This window comes from Nostoc sp. C96, assembly GCF_059384975.1.
In genome coordinates this window covers 6211619-6230709 of the sequence record NZ_CM182020.1, presented here as the reverse complement: position 1 = coordinate 6230709, position 19091 = coordinate 6211619, and the positions used below count along the sequence as shown (strand labels likewise).

General features: G+C 40.7%; 16 protein-coding genes. 11 read left to right on the top strand and 5 right to left on the bottom strand.

Features of this window, described 5'->3' with window-relative positions:
• Positions 1–51: 51 nt before the first annotated feature.
• The 4 genes from AC504W_RS26525 to AC504W_RS26510 form a co-directional block, all read right to left on the bottom strand.
• Positions 52–1032: an ABC transporter ATP-binding protein gene (locus AC504W_RS26525; protein WP_494875202.1), complete on the bottom strand. Its 981-nt coding sequence runs from the start codon at positions 1030–1032 to the stop codon at positions 52–54.
• A 351-nt stretch (positions 1033–1383) separates the two neighbouring features.
• On the bottom strand, positions 1384–3030 hold the full coding sequence (locus AC504W_RS26520; RefSeq protein WP_494875201.1) for an ABC1 kinase family protein: 1647 nt from the start codon (positions 3028–3030) through the stop codon (positions 1384–1386).
• Between the two features lie 31 nt (positions 3031–3061).
• Positions 3062–3346, bottom strand: coding sequence for a membrane protein insertion efficiency factor YidD (gene yidD / locus AC504W_RS26515; RefSeq protein WP_494875200.1), 285 nt, complete (start codon positions 3344–3346; stop codon positions 3062–3064).
• A gap of 84 nt (positions 3347–3430) precedes the next feature.
• Entirely contained in the window at positions 3431–4495 is a 1065-nt protein-coding gene (locus AC504W_RS26510; protein ID WP_494875198.1) for a mannose-1-phosphate guanylyltransferase, read from the bottom strand.
• Positions 4496–4612: 117 nt separating this feature from the next.
• Here AC504W_RS26510 and AC504W_RS26505 point away from each other — a divergent pair, with 117 nt between their 5' ends.
• The 8 genes from AC504W_RS26505 to AC504W_RS26470 all read left to right on the top strand — a co-directional run bounded on the left by AC504W_RS26505 (position 4613) and on the right by AC504W_RS26470 (position 12782).
• Complete coding sequence (locus tag AC504W_RS26505; protein WP_494875197.1) at positions 4613–6124, top strand: LCP family protein; 1512 nt, start codon at positions 4613–4615, stop codon at positions 6122–6124.
• A 458-nt stretch (positions 6125–6582) separates the two neighbouring features.
• Positions 6583–7089, top strand: a complete 507-nt coding sequence (locus AC504W_RS26500; RefSeq protein ID WP_494875196.1) for a pentapeptide repeat-containing protein — start codon at positions 6583–6585, stop codon at positions 7087–7089.
• 114 nt (positions 7090–7203) lie between these two features.
• Entirely contained in the window at positions 7204–8808 is a 1605-nt protein-coding gene (gene murJ / locus AC504W_RS26495) for a murein biosynthesis integral membrane protein MurJ (RefSeq protein ID WP_494875195.1), read from the top strand.
• Between the two features lie 155 nt (positions 8809–8963).
• A complete protein-coding gene (locus tag AC504W_RS26490) occupies positions 8964–9476 on the top strand; it encodes an outer membrane beta-barrel protein (RefSeq protein WP_103125203.1) in 513 nt (170 codons plus the stop codon).
• Between the two features lie 621 nt (positions 9477–10097).
• Positions 10098–10898 carry an SDR family oxidoreductase gene (locus tag AC504W_RS26485; RefSeq protein ID WP_494875193.1) on the top strand — a complete coding sequence of 267 codons (801 nt, stop codon included), beginning with the start codon at positions 10098–10100 and terminating at the stop codon, positions 10896–10898.
• A 105-nt stretch (positions 10899–11003) separates the two neighbouring features.
• Entirely contained in the window at positions 11004–11918 is a 915-nt protein-coding gene (locus AC504W_RS26480; RefSeq protein WP_494875192.1) for a TauD/TfdA dioxygenase family protein, read from the top strand.
• 262 nt (positions 11919–12180) lie between these two features.
• Positions 12181–12372: a thioredoxin domain-containing protein gene (locus AC504W_RS26475; protein WP_494875191.1), complete on the top strand. Its 192-nt coding sequence runs from the start codon at positions 12181–12183 to the stop codon at positions 12370–12372.
• Positions 12336–12782, top strand: coding sequence for a glutathione S-transferase family protein (locus AC504W_RS26470; protein WP_494875190.1), 447 nt, complete (start codon positions 12336–12338; stop codon positions 12780–12782). The genes AC504W_RS26475 and AC504W_RS26470 overlap by 37 nt, the downstream gene beginning before the upstream one ends.
• A gap of 194 nt (positions 12783–12976) precedes the next feature.
• Here AC504W_RS26470 and AC504W_RS26465 read toward each other — a convergent pair whose 3' ends face one another.
• The gene (locus AC504W_RS26465; RefSeq protein WP_494875188.1) at positions 12977–13216 is read right to left on the bottom strand and encodes a GFA family protein; all 240 of its coding nucleotides are present in this window, start codon (positions 13214–13216) and stop codon (positions 12977–12979) included.
• Positions 13217–13664: 448 nt separating this feature from the next.
• Between AC504W_RS26465 and AC504W_RS26460 the strand changes: the two genes are divergently transcribed.
• The 3 genes from AC504W_RS26460 to AC504W_RS26450 all read left to right on the top strand — a co-directional run bounded on the left by AC504W_RS26460 (position 13665) and on the right by AC504W_RS26450 (position 19078).
• Positions 13665–14606, top strand: a complete 942-nt coding sequence (locus AC504W_RS26460; protein WP_494875187.1) for a DMT family transporter — start codon at positions 13665–13667, stop codon at positions 14604–14606.
• Positions 14607–14653: 47 nt separating this feature from the next.
• Positions 14654–15310, top strand: coding sequence for an HAD family hydrolase (locus AC504W_RS26455; RefSeq protein WP_494875186.1), 657 nt, complete (start codon positions 14654–14656; stop codon positions 15308–15310).
• 240 nt (positions 15311–15550) lie between these two features.
• Positions 15551–19078, top strand: coding sequence for a CHAT domain-containing protein (locus tag AC504W_RS26450; RefSeq protein ID WP_494875185.1), 3528 nt, complete (start codon positions 15551–15553; stop codon positions 19076–19078).
• Positions 19079–19091: the final 13 nt, after the last annotated feature.

The window sequence follows — 19091 nt, the reverse complement described above, 5'->3', positions numbered from 1 at the left end:
TATTTCTTTTTCTCAGCAAGGGCTTTCGCCCTGCTACGCTAACAGCACTGACTAAACAACTCCCGCCTGAAAAACTTTACCGATTACTTCTTCTATAGGTGGTTCTGTTACTTTTAAATCGATGACTTCTAACTCTGACAAAATTTGAGATACAGTACGGGTGAGAGCTTCTTGCTCCACCATAAAACATACGGCTCGCCCATCTAAAAATTGCACATCCCCATAAAACTTGAGTTTTTCTCTAGATAAAGGTTGGGCTAACTCTACATGAACTTCTCGGTATGGTGCAAAGCGTTCTAATAATCCATCTAAACTACCGTCATACATCAACTTTCCTTGGTGAATTAACAAAACTCGTTGGCATAAAGCAGTAATATCAGCCATGTAGTGGCTAGTTAATAATACTGTGGCCTGATAACGCTGATTGTAGTCGCGCAGGAAATCACGCACTGCTACTTGAGCATTTACATCTAAGCCTAGAGTTGGTTCATCGAGAAATAATACTTGGGGACGGTGTAAAAGTGCAGCTAACAGTTCTGCTTTCATCCGTTCACCTAAAGATAACTTGCGTACTGGTTGAGTCAGCTTTCCTTGGAGGCTCAACATCTCTGTTAATTCTCTTAATCGGTAGGAAAATTCCTGATCTGAGATGTTGTATACAGCAGCGTTAATTTTTAAAGAATCTATGGTTGGTAAGTCCCAGATTAACTGCTGCTTTTGTCCCATCACCAAGGTAATTTTTTGCAAAAATGCTTCTTGGCGCAGAAATGGAACGTGTCCAGCTACTCTGACTGTTCCACTAGTAGGATGAATTAGACCAGTGAGCATTTTGAGGGTGGTAGTTTTTCCAGCACCATTTGGCCCTAAAAACCCCACTACTTCGCCAGGAGCAATTTCAAAGGAAACATTTTCTACAGCTTGAATTGAACGGTAGGTGCGGCGGAAAAAGTGGTTAATTGTCCCAGCGATACCTGGTTCTTTAATCGCCACCGGATAAGATTTACTTAAGTTTTCAACAAAAATATGCGGCATAAAATTTATCTTAAAACCTTTCAGGGTATTGTTAGGCGTAAGCCGTAACGCACCAAAAGCTTTGCGGTAAATGTGTTAGGCTGTCGCTAACATATCCTACGTGTATTTCCAACATCAAATATGATTTCTACAGAAGTTAAAGTATGACTGAGCCTGATATTCACGCTCGCAAAATGTCTTGAATCGATAGGGTTTTGGCTATATATCTAAATAAATTATCAGCCTAGCCTGCGGCAAGCCGCTTACGCGTCTACGTCTGTGTCCATCGGCTGTTTTAAATTATTAAATTATGGATTTTTAGTGACCAATATTATCCCAGAGAGTAGTAAAGTCAAGGTAAAATAACCCGGTCTAACGTAAACGACCCGATCGCAAAATACTGATAATCAACCACAATCCTAATAAACTAGCAGCGGCAAATAACACACTACTTAAAACCGATAGTTGCGGTGTCTGAGCTTTTGTGGAAATAATTGCTGCCCCCATAATCAGTGAACCTACCAGAATACTGAAAGAGAGGCGATTGGCTGCATCGTCCATTGTGCGCCGCACACCATCCAAGCCATGTAGTGAGAGATTCCAACGTAATGTTTCTGATGTTACACGGTCGAGTAAAAGTTCAACTTGTCGGGGTGATTGTAATGATAAACTTTTGAGGTCGAGGGCGGTGCGAAGGAGCGATCGCACGGGATTTTCCCCGACTAATTGCCGACGAAACAAATCCGTCATTAACGGCTTGACTTCATCAAACAGATTGATCTCCGGATTAAAAGCGCGGGCTACACCTTCTAAGTTAGCTAGGGTTTTGGCATATAAGCCCATATTGCTCGGCAATCTAATTTTATTGTTGCGGGCGACTTGTAAAATTTCATAAATCACTTGACTAAAATTCATTTCTGTCAAGCTGACATTGTGATATTTCCGCAACATGCGATCGTAATCATTTTCCAGCCGCGCCACAATTACTGGTTGTGCTGAATCGGCTAATTGTAAAGTCAACTGAGCGCATCTTCCCGCATCTAAATCGACGATCGCCAATAACATTTCTGTTAAAATCTGCTGTGTGCGGGGATCAAGTCTGCCCACCATCCCACAATCTAAAATTGCTACCCGACCATCATGCAGATAAAATAAATTTCCGGGATGGGGATCAGCATGAAAAAAACCATCCAGATATAACTGCTGGAAAAATGCTCGAAATAGTAAGGTAGTAATATCTTTACGTTGGGTAGCAATATCTTTACTATTATTGTCACTGGTCAACTTTGCTGACAGTAAAGGCACACCATCTAACCACTCCATCACTAACAATTTCTCTGATGTGAGATGCCAGTGAATTTCCGCTACTACAATTTGTTTCGGGTCAAACCAGCGACCTTTCGCTAAATTCTTTCGTAATTGGTCTGTAAAGCCTGCTTCTCGCGTAAAATCTAACTCAGCCTCTAAAGCTTTAGTAAATTCTTCGGCAATAGATTTAATTTCGTAAGTTTGCCCAAAGTCAGTTCGGGCGACTAAATCAGCGATCCCCTGAATTAAAGCAATATCTTGAGCAATGGTGACATCAATTCCAGGACGCTGCACTTTTAAAGCGACTTCCCGACCATCGGCTAGTGTGGCGCGATGAGTTTGGGCAATTGATCCCGCCGCGACTGGTACAGGATTTACCTTTTGAAAAACTTCTTCTAGGGGACTTTTTAGCTGTTTGCGGATGAGTACTTCTATTTCTGACCAAGCAACTGGTGGTACTTCGTCTTGCAGTGTTGACAGTTCCTCAATATAGGCGGCGCTGAGTAAATCTGGACGAGTAGATAACAACTGACCAAGCTTAATATAAACAGGCCCCAAATTTACCAAAATATTTTTTAGCACCGCTGGGGTAGGTAGCTGGGGTTCATCAGTTTTGCCCCCAGTCAGTAGCCTTCGCATATAATCCCAGCCATTACGAAACACTACTTCAATAATTTCTCGTTGACGAGGAACAGTTTGAGTTAGGAACATTGTGGTAAACAACTGCAAAAACGCAGAGAAGTTAAAGGGGTAGACAACAGGGAATTACAATACAGCCAGAGCTATTTTTAGTTAGGGTTTTACTGGCAAAAGCACAGTCTTGAAATCTTTTTTGGGATGATTTTACAACTTCTATCAAGCTTTGCTCACTTAATATTCTTTTAATGTAAGTAGAACAAGATTCTCCACCATGTAATTGCCGATGAGGACAAGCAAAGCCTTTCACCGGAGAAATGTATTTTTGATAAGCAGTAATAGAGTTAATCGCCATTGTCTTGGCCAGAGGCTCAAAGCTAAGAGTATTCATAACTGTCAGTAAAAACAACAGACAGTCAAGTTATAATAAAAAAACTAGCTTTTAAGCCTCTGTCAAGGGTTTTAACTTTGAAAATTACAGTAGGTTTGTAAAGCGAGGGTCATCTTGCAGGATTTTGAGAACCTGCTTAATTTCTTGGGTGCGTTCTTTATTAACGATGAGGGTAACATTGCGATCGCGCACAATCACCACATCCTCTAAACCAATAGTAACAATTACATCCTCTGGATTAGTAGCATAAACAATCGCTCCTTGCGTATCTAAACCTATATGGGTAGCTAATTCTACATTGGGAGTCTCTTCTTTTTTTAACAAACGTTCAATCGCATTCCAATCTCCTAAATCATCCCAACCAAAATCAACCGGGAGGACGTATGCTAAATTGGTTTTTTCCATGAGTGCATAGTCTATACTCTTTTTAGGTAAATCAGGGTAAATTTCAGGGCCGTATTGTTCTAGGGGTTTGATGATTTCTGGAGCATGGGTGTATAGTTCTTCCAGAACAACTCCAGCCCGAAATACGAACATTCCACTATTCCAGCTAAAACGTCCCGTAGATAAAAAAGTTTCTGCTAACTCACGGTTGGGCTTTTCAGTAAAGCGGTTGACATGATAAGCTGGCAACTCATTAAAGCTACCAATCTTTTCACCTTGTTCAATGTAGCCGTAACCAGTTGATGGAAAAGCAGGCTTGATTCCTAAAGTAACAATCGCTTTGGTGCTTGTTGCTAGTTGAGTAGCAGCCTTTAGTGTGTCTGTAAACGCCTTTTGGTCAGCTATCCAATGGTCAGCCGGAAAAAAGCCGATGATTGCGTCTTCACCATAACGCTTTTTAATTTCCAAACTTGTCCAAGCAACCGCAGCGGCAGTATCCCTTCCCTCTACCTCAATGAGTAAGTTTGGCGATGGCAGTTCGGGTAACTGTTGACGGACACCTTCAGCTATCTGGCTGGAAGTAATCACCCATAAGGAATCCCAACCGTCTGCCAATGGGAGCAACCGATCAGCTGTTGCTTGCAGTAAACTTCTAGAACTGCCATCTAGACTTAAAAATTGTTTAGGACGGTCTTTACGACTCAGAGGCCAAAAACGCTCACCTTTGCCACCAGCGAGGATGACGGGGAACAAGGAACTATTCATGTTGTCATACACACCTACGCAAGAACATTACAAGTGTACAGTGAGCTTTTACTCTGGCAATATTTGTAGCTTGCATTAACATAACTTTTATGGAAGTGGTTGAGTGGGGAGAAAATTGTGATTAGAGAAGTTCAATTATCTGAGAATCAAGTTAAGTCTCAGCAAATACCGAATTTAGACTTAGAGAGTAAACCTGGTCAAATCCAACGGGTAGAAACTCAGGGATCGCTGCAAACAGTAGCAGATTCAGACTCAGACACTACATCTCAAGCAGCTTCAGCCAGTACCACTCGCAGTGTTGTCGAGTCAGTCAGTGCAATTCCCAACGAACTGTACGATAGATTGGGTTTAAGTATGCCCCGCTGGCTACTGTGGATACTGACAGTGGTGATGGGTGTGATTCTCTCAGGGCTGTTAGTCTCAACTTTGGCGCTCTGGACTCCTTTATGGAGTAATTTGGATAAAAGCGATGAAGAACTGGGTTTTGCTGGTAAAGAAGAGCAAAAAGTGCCTTTACCTGGGGAATTATGGAGCAAAATTTCCCAATATCAGCTATCACGCCCTATGAATATTTTGATTATGGGGATTGAGCCAGTCAACGGGGCTGTAGATGGCTCACCTGAAAGTTTTGCAGGGAAAAGCGACACCATGCTTTTAGTCCGGCTCAACCCCAGTGATAAATCCATTCGGGTGCTTTCCGTTCCCAGAGATACGATGATAGCGATCCCAGAAAAAGGTTTAACTAAGCTATCAGATGCTAATCCCCAAGGCGGGCCGGTCTTAGCTGCGCGAGTAGTCAGCCGGACTTTAAACAATGCGCCGATTGACCGTTACATTCGGATTTCTACCAGTGGCTTAAGGCAATTAGTTGATCAATTGGGTGGGATCGAAGTATTTGTACCTAAAGCAATGGAATATCATGATAGTACCAGTCAATTGAACATTAATCTAGTGAGTGGCTGGCAAACTCTCAGCGGCGAACAGGCAGAACAGTTTGCTCGTTTCCGGGAAGATGGGCTAGGGGATTTACCGAGAGTACAGCGACAACAAGCACTCATGGCAGCATTAATTCAACGCCTCAATAGTCCTACTGTCGTACCGAAATTGCCCCAATTAACCCGCATTATGCGGAAGTATTTTGATACCAACTTAAAAATAGAAGAAATGATGGCTTTGGTGAATTTCTCGGTAAATGTAGATCGGGATAATTTCCAAATGACCACTGTACCTGGTACTTTCAGCCGTTTCAGTAAAGACCCTAATAGCTATTGGCTGAATATGACTGGACAACAGAATCTACTGAATAATTATGTTGGGGTAGATGTACCTGGCCTCAAACCAGATACACGTCCGGTTTCTAACCTCAAAATTGCTATTCAAAATGCCTCTAATCAACCACAAGTAACCGAAAAAGTTATTGCTTATCTGAAAGAGAAAGGGTTTAAAAATATTTACACAGTATCAGATTGGCCAGATAGCCAACGCCAAACTCAGATTATTGTCCAAAGAGGTAGCCGACAGCCAGGAATTGACTTACAAAAAGTCTTAGGTTTAGGTCAAATTGAAGTCTCAACATCTGGAGATTTGGAATCTGATATCACAATTCGGATTGGTAAAGATTGGAAATAATTAGTAGTCATTAGTCAATTGTTTTTAGTTATTAATTACTTGTTAGCCTGCTTCTGAGACTCATTCTTGACTATGAACTATTGACTCTTGACTATAAAGCTATGAAAAAGATTTAGCTGAGATTATTAAGTTTGACACAATCAAAGTTAACCTCTTCCTCATAACTCACTAGTGAAGTTAGTAAAGTTATGCAAAAGATTTGGCAGAAATTATTAAGTTTGAAATAATCAAACTTGATCTATTACTCTAGGACTTACGCATTGACAGAAAAGCCAAAATAACGGGTGGAGTTTTCAAGGCTAATAGCTAGATTTTTCAATGAGATTTTAGCGATCGCACTCAATTAAAGGTGATTGATAAGAGCCTGAAACAACGTATTTACGTTAATGCACAAGATAGTTATTTTGTACAGTGCGTAAGTCCTATACTCATAACTCACTAATGAGGTACGTAAAGTTATGCAAAAGATTTGGCAGAAATTATTAAGTTTAATTATAATTCTGCTTTTAGCTGGTTTGTGGGTAATACTTAGCCCACGACCAGCTTTTGCACAAATTAATACAATTAACTACAGCAATGCCAATTTAGAAAACCGCGACTTTGCCAATGCCGATTTAGTAGGTGTAACTTTTGTGGCAGCGGAAATGCGGGGTACAAACTTCCAAGGAGCAAATTTAACAAACGCCATTTTTACTAAGGGTGTTTTATTAAAGGCTAATTTAGAAGGCGCTAACTTAACAGGTGCTTTAGTAGACCGTGTGACTTTAGATGGTGCTAATTTAAAAAATGCTAATTTTACCGAAGCTACTTTAACCCGTAGCCGTTTTTACGATGCTGATATTACAGGTGCGGATTTTACAGATGCTTTAATTGACCGCTATCAAGTGTCACTGCTGTGTGAAAGGGCTGATGGAGTAAATGCGGTTACAGGTGTAGCGACTAGAGAGAGTTTGGGTTGTAAATAAAAGAATGAAGAGTAAAGTTTGAAGTATGAAATATATTAATTAAATATTTATTTTTGGGATTTCAGCTTTTAGCCTAGAAATTTCATCCGTCTTCAGACTTGTCAGGTATTATTCGTGACTAATCAAGAACAAAAATCTTCTCGTTCTTTTGCTGGGATTGCTGGCATTGTTGCCGCAGCCACATTAATTAGTAAAGTATTTGGTTTGATACGGCAGCAAGCGATCGCTGCCGCTTTTGGCGTTGGTGCAGCTGCTACCGCTTATAGCTATGCCTATATTATTCCTGGATTTTTATTGATATTACTGGGTGGTGTGAATGGGCCGTTACATAGTGCTGTTGTGAGTGTGTTAGCCAAACGCAAGCAACAAGAAGCAGCTCCTTTGGTGGAAACAGTCACAACATTAGTGGGTGGCATACTTTTATTGGTAACTGTTGCCCAGGTTTTCTTAGCAGATACGATTGTTGATATTGTCGGTCATGGTTTGTCAGAGACGACACGCGCGATCGCCATTCAACAACTGCAAATCATGGCCCCGATGGCGTTATTTTCCGGTTTGATTGGCATTGGCTTTGGTACTCTCAATGCTGCCAATCAATATTGGTTACTCTCTATTAGCCCTTTATTATCCAGCATTACTGTAGTTGTAGGTATTGGTATTTTAACTTTGCAACTAGGTAAGAACATTATTCTGCCAGAGTACGCTTTTATAGGTGGAATGGTTTTAGCTTGGGGAACTCTAGCTGGCGCAATTCTTCAGTGGGTAGTCCAGTTAATTGTGCAGTGGCGGTTAGGACTGGGGACACTGCGGCTACGCTTTGATTTTAAAGCTCCTGCCGTTCAAGAAGTGATTAAAATCATGACTCCGGCAACAATTTCTTCGGGGATGATGCCAATTAATGTTGCTACTGACCTTTATTTTGCCAGTCCGATCCCTGGTGCTGCGGCTGGTTTTAACTATGCTAATTTGCTAGTTCAAACACCTTTAGGGATTATTTCTAATATTATTTTGTTACCTTTATTACCAATTTTCGCCAAACTAGCGGAACCAGACAATTGGCCTGATTTAAAATTACGCATTCGTCAAGGTTTATTACTCACAGCCTGTACGATGCTACCACTGGGGGCTTTAATGGTGGTGTTATCTGTACCAATTGTGCAGATAGTATATGAGCGCGGCGCTTTTAAGCAAGATGCTACACAGTTAGTTTCTTCGTTATTGGTGGCTTATGGTATTGGGATGTTTGTTTACTTAGGGCGTGATGTGTTAGTGCGGGTATTTTACGCCTTGGGAGATGGACAGACACCATTTCGCATCAGCGTTTTTAACATTGTGCTGAATATTGTACTTGATTATTTTTTTGTAAAACCCTTTGGCGCACCAGGTTTGGTATTAGCAACTGTTGGTGTTAATTGCAGTTCGATGTTAATGCTGTTATGGTTACTAGACCGCAAGCTTAACGGTTTACCTTGGCGGGAATGGAGTCTGCCAATTTTGGGTTTAGCTGGTGGTAGTGTTGTGGCTGGGATAGCCAGCTATGGGACTTTATTTGGTTGTCAGCAATTATTAGGTACAAAAGGTCTAGTCATTCAGTTAATAGAGTTGTCAATTGCTGGTTTAGTAGGTTTAGTGGTGTTTGGTGCGATCGCTTCACTCCTGAAAATTCCAGAAGTAAATACTTTTGTGATCCGTATGCGTCAGCGTTTCTTAAAAAAATAACTTTGAGAATCTAAGTTGTTTCTCTAGTTCACCCAATTGGGTGAAGGACTTTTCACCCACTCGGCTACCTGAGTGCAGGAGGGTGAAACTGGTTAAAAAAGCGACTCTAGTAGTAGAGAGCATTGATTGCACTCAACTCTAGTGGAGAGAAACTTATGAAACTCAGAACTTTAACTACTTCTGCTCTTGTAGTTGCTTCTATTGTCTTCTCAGCTGGAATTGCTGCTGCTCAAACCACTGGTACTAACGGTAGCTATATCGGCGCAGGGATTGCAGCAGGTGCTACTAGTGGCGGACAAAGAAACGATGATGCTCAATTTGGTGGTAACGTACAAGGACGTTACGCCGTACCTAATGCGCCTGTATCACTGCGGGGAGCCGTTTTGTTTGGTGGTGATACAACGTCTCTAATGCCTATAGTGACTTACGATGCGCCCATTGCCAAAAACACTAACGTTTACTTGGGTGGTGGTTATTCGTTTTTGACTAATGAAGGTCACAACACCCCTTTAGGTAATCGCAATGCACCTGTAGTTACTTTGGGCGTAGAATCTGAAGTTAGCAAAAACATCATCGCCTATGGTGATGCTAAATGGGGCATTGATGCTTACAAAAACAGTGATGCTGATGCCGTTAGCTTCCAAGCAGGATTAGGCTATCGTTTTTAGATGTGGCTTTCTTTGGTTACTTTCCGTAGAACATAATCTCTAGATTCTGTTATCAAGCAGTTTCTCAACCAATCTAATTAAATGCCAAAACCAGGAATAGCGCGATCGCGTTATTTCTGGTTTTGTTTAAGTTTATGGTGTATTTTGCTTACCATTAATTAAAGGGATAGATGACATTCGCTTGTGGCGAAGCACCCATCCCTAGATAGCTGCCCAGATGACTAACCTGGAACCCTATAATTTGGTATCTTATCAACCTAGTATCAACTGCGAGATATTGATTGTCACTGGGATAGATACTGATATAGCAGATTTTTATGAAAACATTGTAAGCAATCCTGAATCTATCTTGAAAAGTTTGCTTAAGTCGGGTAAGCAATACCCACAATGCTGTTTCTGCAACATACTGGCTCAACTTTCCACAGAATCCCAAATTGTCTTAGGTCTTGCTTATTAGGTTGATATTATGATAATTTGCTCTATTACTACGGTGATTCTATCAAATTACCGTAGTTAGCAATTCAAGCCATCTTCAAAATCGACAATATCAGCGCTTAATTAGCGATTGTATGAGTTGTTGAAAATTTAGTGTTTCCCCATTTGATTGGAGCGTAAATTTTTATGAGCTTAGAGCTACACCTATCAGGGAAAACAGCGATAGTCACAGGTGGTAGTGCGGGGATTGGATTAGCCATTGCCAAAGCTCTCTATAGTGAAGGTGTGAATGTAGCGATCGCAGCACGTAACCCAGAAAGACTAGAGAATGCCGTCAGCACCATTCAATCTCTACCCACCCCTGGAGCGAAAGTAATTGCCATCAGGGCTGACCTCACTCAAGCAGAAAGTATAGATACAGTAGTCTCTACAACTTTGGCTCAGTTTGGTCAAATTGATATTTTGATTAATAACGCTGGTTCAGCCCGTGCTGGCTCATTCCTCGATTTGAGCGATGATGTATTCCTCGATGCTTGGAATTTAAAGTTATTAGGCTACATTCGCTTAGTTAAAGCCGTTGTCCCTCATCAAAAAAGTCGCCGTGATGGTCGCATTGTCAACATCATTGGCGGTGCAGGTAGAACACCCCGTCCAGGTTTCCTTCCCGGTGGAACAACTAACGCCGCTTTGCTCAACTTCACTCGTGGAATCTCGAAAGAATTAGCCCAACACAACATTCGGATTAATGCGATTTCTCCGGGTGCGACAGCAACCGAACGCGCAGAACGATTAGCAGAGCAAAATGCTCAAGCACAGGGAATTAGTGTAGAAAAAGCCAAAGCTGAAAGTTTGCAAACAATTCCTCTCGGCAGAATTGTACCGCCAGATGAAATTGCCGCGTTGACATTATTTTTAGTATCTGACCTAGCTGCTTCGATAACAGGCGCAGAAATTTTGGTTGATGGCGGCTCTACCCCTGGCGTTTAGCACGAATTTTCTATGAGATTCCGCCAACATTGGAATTTCCAGACAGACTAATGTCTGAGCAAAAGTTTTAACTTATTTACGAATTTCTTTGGAGTATAAAATCACATGAGTTCTCAATATTTTGATATCAAACCAGTTGCTGGACGCATCGGTGCAGAAATTCTCGGTGTTGACTTGAGTGCAAATCTCAGCGACGAGTTAATTAGCGATATTCGCCACACCCTCGTTCAACACAAAGTGATTTTCTTTCGTGGTCAAACACTTGATGCAAATGCACAGGTAGCTTTCGCTCGGCGGTTCGGTGACATTACCACAGCCCATCCCACAGTACCCTCTCTAGAAGGACACCCAGAAGTTCTTGACCTGGATTACAGCCGCACTTCCAACCGCGCCAATACCTGGCATACTGATGTTACTTTTGTTGATCGTCCGCCACTCGGTTCTATTCTGCGGGCGCTGGTGATTCCCTCAACTGGTGGTGATACAATTTGGGCAAACTCTGTGACTGCATATCAAGACTTACCAACTCCACTACGTGACCTCGCAGACCAACTTTGGGCTGTACATAGCAACGCCTATGACTATGCAGCGGCTGTAGTTGATTTACCAGCAGATGTTCTAGCGCATCGGGCTGTTTTTACTTCAACCGTATACGAAACTCTGCATCCAGTTGTACGTGTGCATCCCGAATCTGGGGAACGTGGATTATTTATTGGTGGTTTCGTGCGCCGTCTGCGTGGTTTATCACAGAATGAGTCTGACGAAATTATCAAATTATTGCAAGCATACGTCACTCGTCCCGAAAATACAGTACGTTGGCGTTGGCAAGTTGGTGATGTTGCCTTCTGGGACAACCGCGCTACACAACATTTTGCAGTGGCTGACTATGACAACCAACCCCGTCACGTTCAGCGAGTCACTATTGTTGGTGATACTCCAGTGGGTATTGACGGTAAGCAAAGTGAAGCCATTAAGGGAGATGCTTCGGTATACAATCGACGTGAACCAGTGGCAGTTTAAATTGTGCAGAATCTAGTTACTGCTAGATAATTTCATGTAGCTGGGCTATTAGTTGTTATAACTGTAGCCCAGCTTCAGCTTATGTAAACACATATCTTGCACCTAGCCCCGACGACTAAAGTCGCGGCTACAAAAACCAAGTCCGCCTACGCGGACTAACGTAAAATCAATGTTTCTGAACCCGTGTAGGCGGGTTTTGTCTATGTAGCCGCGACTTTAGTCGTTAGGTGCAAGATGTGAATAAAGGAAGTTGCATTAACTCATGAAACTCTTTTATACAGAAATATCTCAGTATGCCCGCATTGTGCGGGTGGCAATAATTGAACTAAATTTAACTGAACAAGTACAACTGCAACTAGTTACAGTACAGTACGCGATCGCCACAGTGAATGACTCAATTACAATCCGGCGAATAAAGTGCCAACATTGGTTACTAATGACGCATTTATTTTGAGTGAAACTCGCATCATTACTGCTTATCTTAATCACTTAAACCCTGACATCAAAATTGTTGCTGACTATTCTGATGGATTTTCACAGCACCTTGAAGGTATAACAACTGCATTTATCGATGGTATAAGTAACTGGATCAGAGAACGGAAATTTCGGACAGAAACTGAGCAATCACCCAAAATTATCGAATTAGAGCGATCGCGTACTTTCCGCATCTTAGAATACTTTGAGAAAGTTTCCGATCAACTCGACCAAACACCCAAGCTGGCTCACATTACCCTCGCATCTGCACTGGGGTTAGAAATTCGCCTATCGGAATGGCAATGGCGACAAAGTTATCCCAAACTTGCTCAGTGGTATGATGAATTCTCTCAACGTCCATCTATGCAAATGACGAAACCAAAATCTTAAAGATAATTTTCCAGAGATTAAATATGACGATTCCGGCTAAAACCAGGCAAATTAGCAGCAATGTAAGCCCAAGGTACGGCTGAATCAGTCCAGATTTGATGTACTGGTTTGACGAACATCGGATTGTCAAGACTTCCTGCTTTTATCCAGATAAACTGCGGCTTTGCTGGCGCTTTGGTAAACAGTGGCGAACCTCACTCTGGGCAAAATTCCCGAATGACCTTACCACCGCTATCTCCCATTTTTGTATAACTTTTCACTTTACCTGATATGATACGGAGCGAGGTAGATTGCCCACGTACCCCAACATTAAAAGCGCTACCTGTCGTCTTCCTACAATCTTGGCAATGGCAGTAATTTGCTGATTCTAGCTCTCCGTTGTACTCATATCGCACATAGCCGCAGAGACACCCTCCAATCACCCGTTCAGCCATGCTTTTTCTTTATTAACTGGGAAATAAATTATTTAATTACTCTAGGACTTACGCACTGTACAAAATAACTATCTTGTGCATTAACGTAAATACGTTGTTTCAGGCTCTTATCAATCACCTTTAATTGAGTGCGATCGCTAAAATCTCATTGAAAAATCTAGCTATTAGCCTTGAAAACTCCACCCGTTATTTTGGCTTTTCTGTCAATGCGTAAGTCCTATACTCTAATTATCAGTTTAGCATATAGTTTATACTCTAAGGACTTGAAATTTACCTATAGCCATGTAATACTGCTAAAGTCTCGGTCAATTGGTTAATGAATAGCTTTTAAAATAACAATTATTGTCATTATTAAAGGCGAATTATATTTGCATACATAAAACTATAAGCCAGAAAAAATAGTGGCTTTAACAATACAATCTGGTTGTCCATTCGGAACCTTTTTAGCGTGTTAGGCATCCTGACGGTTCTTTTATCCTCCTTTGTTTTGGCGTTTCATAACGTAACTGTGCGAGTTTTGTTTTCCGAACATCTCGTACTGGGTTTATTTTTACTCGGTGGATACGTTAAACCGGATTTACAGAATTCATTCTTGCTGATGTTCATGCGGATGCTGCTGGTGGTTCCACTCATGGCTTCTTTAGCATTCAAGTTATATCCATCGGCGCTGAAAGAATTGCAAGATGTGTTCAAGCATCATCGCACAGATGTAATCACACAAGCCTTGGGCTGTGGGGTGTTGATGTTTGTGTATATTGCCTTACTCTACATTGCCATCGGCTTGATTCCTACAGGAATTGCTATCACCCTATTCTTTTCTTATCCAGTGTTTACGGCGTTGCTGGCTTGGAAATTTTTTGGCGATCGCCCCACCTTTTTTCGTTGGCTAGTGATGGGTATTATTTTAGTAGGTAGTGTTCTAACTATTCCGCCATCTTCTACTAGCTATAGCAGTTCTGCTATTACTTTAGGGATTATTGCTAGTGTTGGTGCCGGAATTGTTTACGCTTTTTATTGTGTAATTGCCCAAAAATGTTTAGAAAAATTCCATCCAGTTCCCTTCACTTGGATTAGTTTTGCCACTACTTTGGTGCTTTCTGGTGTTAGCTTACTGTTCTGGCCAATTCCCAGTACTCAACTTGATTGGACACCAATGTGGATTGGTAGCATTTTTTCAGGTTTAGTCAGCTTTGCTGGACACACTTTAAATAATTTGGGAATTCGGATGATTAGTGCGACAAAGGCTTCTATTATCGGTGCAAGTAGTCCAGCATTGACGGCGTTAGTCGCCTGGGGAACAATTAGCGAAACTTTAAGCGTGATTCAAAGTGTGGGAATTGGTGTGGTGACATTAGGAATTGCATTGCTAAGTGTAGAGAGACGTAGTTAGTCAGAAAATCTGAATTTCTTAAGTAAGTATGATAACTGGTATAAGCTATGCCTGCTAACGCTATCCTGTTTGATTTAGATGGGACACTGACAGACCCTAAGCCGGGAATTACTCGCTGTATTCAGTATGCTCTGTCTGAACTCGGCCACACACCACCAGAGGCTGATGAATTGAATTGGTGTATTGGCCCGCCAATTAAAGACAGTTTTTCTCAGCTACTGAAGACTTCAGATGAGACGATGCTGGCAAAAGCAATTTCACTATACCGTAGTCGTTTTTCTACGATTGGCTTATTTGAAAATACTCTTTATCCGCAAGTTTTAGACACTCTTCAAGCTATTCGTTGTGCTGGTTATCAAACCTTTGTGGCAACTTCCAAGCCTTATATTTACACGACACGGATTATTGAACATTTTGGCTTATCACCGCTGTTTGATGGTGTTTATGGTAGTGAACTTGATGGAGTGCGGAGTGTCAAAGCTGATTTAATTCACTATATTTTACTGACAGAAAAGCTTTTACCTGAGACTGTGGTGATGGTAGGCGATCGCAAACACGACATAATCGGAGCCAAACACCATCATATTACTACAATTGGTGTGACCTATGGTTATGGAACTGAGCAAGAGTTACAAACCCACGGTGCAGATTTTATAGCTCATTCTCCAGATGAGATTGCCAAATTTCTGATACATTCATCCTAAATAAGTTGGGGAATTTCTCGTTTAAATAATTTGGGTTTTTATGGATTCAGAAGTAATTGAACAATTTTATATATAAAAATTCATTTTTTCTTAACTTTTTGAAGTTAACCAATTGGCAATATGCAAAATTTAATATTTATAAAGCTTTTAAACGCACACTAACTCATGTATACTTTAAACTATCAAAAAAGAAGTTTACATAGAGTTTTAATTCATAATAAGTATGTTAAAAGTTTTTTTTTGCATATTAAATTTAATAAAATCCCAAGCAAATTACCAATAATTTTTCAACAACATCAGCAAAAATATTTATCTCAAGTCAAAACATTAACAGCTATCAACATCATTTTAGGTTTATATTTAATACCTGCAAAAGTCCAAGCCCAAAACATCACCCCCGCCAATGATGGTACACGCACAACTGTTAACACTCAAGGTAACAATATTAATATTAGTGGTGGTAGTTTAAGTAGCGATAAGGCCAACCTTTTTCATAGTTTTAGCAAATTTGGACTAGATGCTAACCAAACAGCTAACTTTTTATCGCAACCATCCATTCAAAATATCTTAGGTAGAGTCACAGGTGGCGAAGCATCAATAATTAACGGCATCATTCGCGTTAGTGGCGGGAATTCTAACTTATACTTAATCAACCCCGCAGGCATTATCTTTGGTGCTAATTCTAGTTTAAATGTACCTGCATCATTCACCGCTACCACAGCCACACGCCTCGGTTTTGGTAGTAATAACTGGTTAAATGCGGTTGGGACAAACGACTACAGCCAACTTATCGGTACACCCAATAGTTTCGCTTTTGATAGCAGTGTCGCTAGTGCTATTTTCAATCAAGGTAATTTGGCAGTGCCATCAGGGAATAATTTAAGTTTATTTGGCGGCACAGTCATCAGTACAGGAACTTTGTCAGCGCCTGGTGGTAACGTCACAATTGCGGCTGTACCTGGCAGTAGTTTACTCAAATTGAGTATGGCGGGGAATCCTTTAAGTTTAGAAATTCAACCGCTGAATGCAACTAATAATAATTTGCCAGGGAATTCTTTACCAGCATTGTTGACTGGCGGTGGTGTTGGGAATGCTTCTGGTTTGCAGATTGAAAATGGTAAGGTAAAGTTAACTGGTTCTGGTTTGACTGTTAGCAATGGTGATGTTGTTATTACAAATAGCATTGTCGATCAAAAGACTGTAACTATTCAGGCAGCAGGTAATATCACAACTCAAAATATCATCACTGCTGATAGATTTACTGGTTTGGCAGGCGCAGTTAATTTAACAGCAGGCGGTAATATTACAACTAATAATATTGATACTTCAGCTTTCAGTCGTTTTGAAACTGCTACGGCAGGCGCAGTTAATTTAACAGCAGGCAGTAATATTACAACTAATAATATTGATACTTCAGCAGCTTTGATTTTAGGGACTGCTAATGCAGGTGCAGTCAATTTAATAGCTGATGGCAATATTGCTGTTGGCAGTATTAATACAAGTGCTAGGAGTATTGATGTTGAGCAAATTGAGTTTATCAATGCAAATTCTCCAAATCAAGCTGGTATTTTATTGAACAATACACCCCCATTCGCTCAAGGTGGTAATGTTAATCTTTTAGCCAATGGAACAGTTAGGGTATTAGGAGAAATTCTTGATAATGGTCAGCCTACAGGAAATTCAATTTTGACCAGCGCATTTACTCAACCTGGGGCTGTTACGATTCAGCATGATGGAGGTGTAAATAACGTTCCATTTGTTGTGGGTGATGCTAACTTGAATGGTACAGCAGCAGCTATTAATGTTAGCAAAATAAGTATTGTTGGTAATGAGACTGCTAGTGAAAAAATTATCCTAGACAGTGACAATTCTCAAATTTCTCCCACATCCCCAATTCACATTTTTCCTGTCATTCCACTAGGCGGACGAGCAGAAGGTACTCCTAGCTTAATTTCTATTAATTCTGTTAACACACCACCTACTTTAACAGACAATTATAGTGTAATTAATACACGCCAAAATCGACCTGTTACATTTACTTTTGGTTCATTAAATCTCAATACTAATGATATTAATAATGATGTCAGTCAAATAATTTTTAATGGGATATTGTCTGGTTCTGTAACTTTCCAAGATGGGACACCAGTTACGCCTGGAAATATTCTAAATCCAAATACCGTTTTAGTTTATACTCCCCAACGAGGTTCTGTAGGCCGAGTACCTGCTTTTACGATTAAAGCAAGTGATGGTGTTTCGGAATCTGCACCGCAATCAATCAATATTAATATAACGCGACAACCAATAATTATTCCTCCACCTAATCCTGAAACAGATAATCCCCAACCTAATCCCGAAACAAATAATCCTCCTCCTTTAGAGCCAAATAATCCTTTCAATCCCGCAACGAATAATCTGCTGAATGTAGACCTAACTAATGTGGTTGATTCTGAGACAGAAGAAAAGAAAACTGCTAGTATACCAATTTTAGAGAAAAATCAATCTTCTTTAGATGCAGGAATAGATAAGGATATATTTAAAATAGATGCAAGATTTACTAACCAGTTTGCGAGATATTTAGGTACAGGTACACCGCCAATTAAAGGTATTAAAGAAGCTAGTGAGATTTTAGTAAATATTGAAAATTCTACAGGAGTGAAACCTGCTTTAATTTATGTTTCTTTTATACCGAAAACACTCAAACGAGATGTTTTGCCAGAACAAAAACTCACACCTCAAGACGATGATGTTTTAGAGTTATTAGTAGTTACAGGTAAGGGTGAGCCGATTCGGAAAGTAGTTAATGTGACGCGATCGCAAGTCTTAGCTATGAGTAAACAGTTTACCAACAATGTCACTCAAGCAACTTTGTTAAACAGCTATATTACTCCTGCTACAAAATTATACAACTGGTTAATTGCACCCCTGAAATATAACCTGCAAGCAAGGCAAATTAATAATCTAGTTTTTATTGTAGATGCAGGTTTGCGAACCATGCCCATAGCCGCACTTTATGATGGTAAACAGTATCTAATTGAAAACTATAGTGTTGGTTTAATGCCAAGTCTGAGCCTGACAGATACTCAATATATTGATATTAAAAAATCTGAAGTTTTAGGGATGGGTGCATCGCAATTTATGAATCAAGACCCATTACCATCTGTACCTTCAGAATTGACTACTATCACTCAAAAGCTTTGGCCTGGTAGAGTTTTCTTAAATGAAGCCTTCACTTTAACAAATCTCAAAGCCCAACGACAGCAAAAAGCCTTCGGGATTGTTCATCTTGCTACTCATGGAGAATTTAACTCAGGTGCGCCGAATAACTCTTATATTCAATTGTGGGACACTCAACTGAGAATGGATCAAATCCGTCAACTCGGCTGGAATAACCCACCTGTAGAATTAGTGGTGCTGAGTGCTTGTCGTACAGCCTTGGGTAACGAAGATGCAGAATTAGGTTTTGCTGGCTTTGCGGTGCAAGCTGGGACAAAGTCTGCATTGGCGAGTTTATGGTATGTTTCCGATGAAGGTACTCTCGGATTGATGACTCAATTTTATGAAAAGTTGAAACAAGCGCCTATCAAAGCCGAAGCTTTGCGACGAGCGCAAGTCGCCATGCTCAAAGGCCAAGTGCGGATAGAAATGGGTAGGCTGAGAACTGCGCGTGGTGATGTAGCATTACCACCAGTCCTACTAGAACTTGGTGATAGAAAGTTAACTCATCCCTATTTTTGGGCAGCTTTTACCATGATTGGTAATCCTTGGTAATAGAGTTGAAAAA

Bases quoted from the DNA above. Each gene is read 5' to 3' on its own strand.
- AC504W_RS26525 (WP_494875202.1), bottom strand. From the start codon at position 1,032: ATGCCGCATATTTTTGTTGAAAACTTAAGTAAATCTTATCCGGTGGCG.
- AC504W_RS26520 (WP_494875201.1), bottom strand. From the start codon at position 3,030: ATGTTCCTAACTCAAACTGTTCCTCGTCAACGAGAAATTATTGAAGTA.
- yidD (WP_494875200.1), bottom strand. From the start codon at position 3,346: ATGAATACTCTTAGCTTTGAGCCTCTGGCCAAGACAATGGCGATTAAC.
- AC504W_RS26510 (WP_494875198.1), bottom strand. From the start codon at position 4,495: ATGAATAGTTCCTTGTTCCCCGTCATCCTCGCTGGTGGCAAAGGTGAG.
- AC504W_RS26500 (WP_494875196.1), top strand. From the start codon at position 6,583: ATGCAAAAGATTTGGCAGAAATTATTAAGTTTAATTATAATTCTGCTT.
- AC504W_RS26490 (WP_103125203.1), top strand. From the start codon at position 8,964: ATGAAACTCAGAACTTTAACTACTTCTGCTCTTGTAGTTGCTTCTATT.
- AC504W_RS26485 (WP_494875193.1), top strand. From the start codon at position 10,098: ATGAGCTTAGAGCTACACCTATCAGGGAAAACAGCGATAGTCACAGGT.
- AC504W_RS26480 (WP_494875192.1), top strand. From the start codon at position 11,004: ATGAGTTCTCAATATTTTGATATCAAACCAGTTGCTGGACGCATCGGT.
- AC504W_RS26475 (WP_494875191.1), top strand. From the start codon at position 12,181: ATGAAACTCTTTTATACAGAAATATCTCAGTATGCCCGCATTGTGCGG.
- AC504W_RS26465 (WP_494875188.1), bottom strand. From the start codon at position 13,216: ATGGCTGAACGGGTGATTGGAGGGTGTCTCTGCGGCTATGTGCGATAT.
- AC504W_RS26455 (WP_494875186.1), top strand. From the start codon at position 14,654: ATGCCTGCTAACGCTATCCTGTTTGATTTAGATGGGACACTGACAGAC.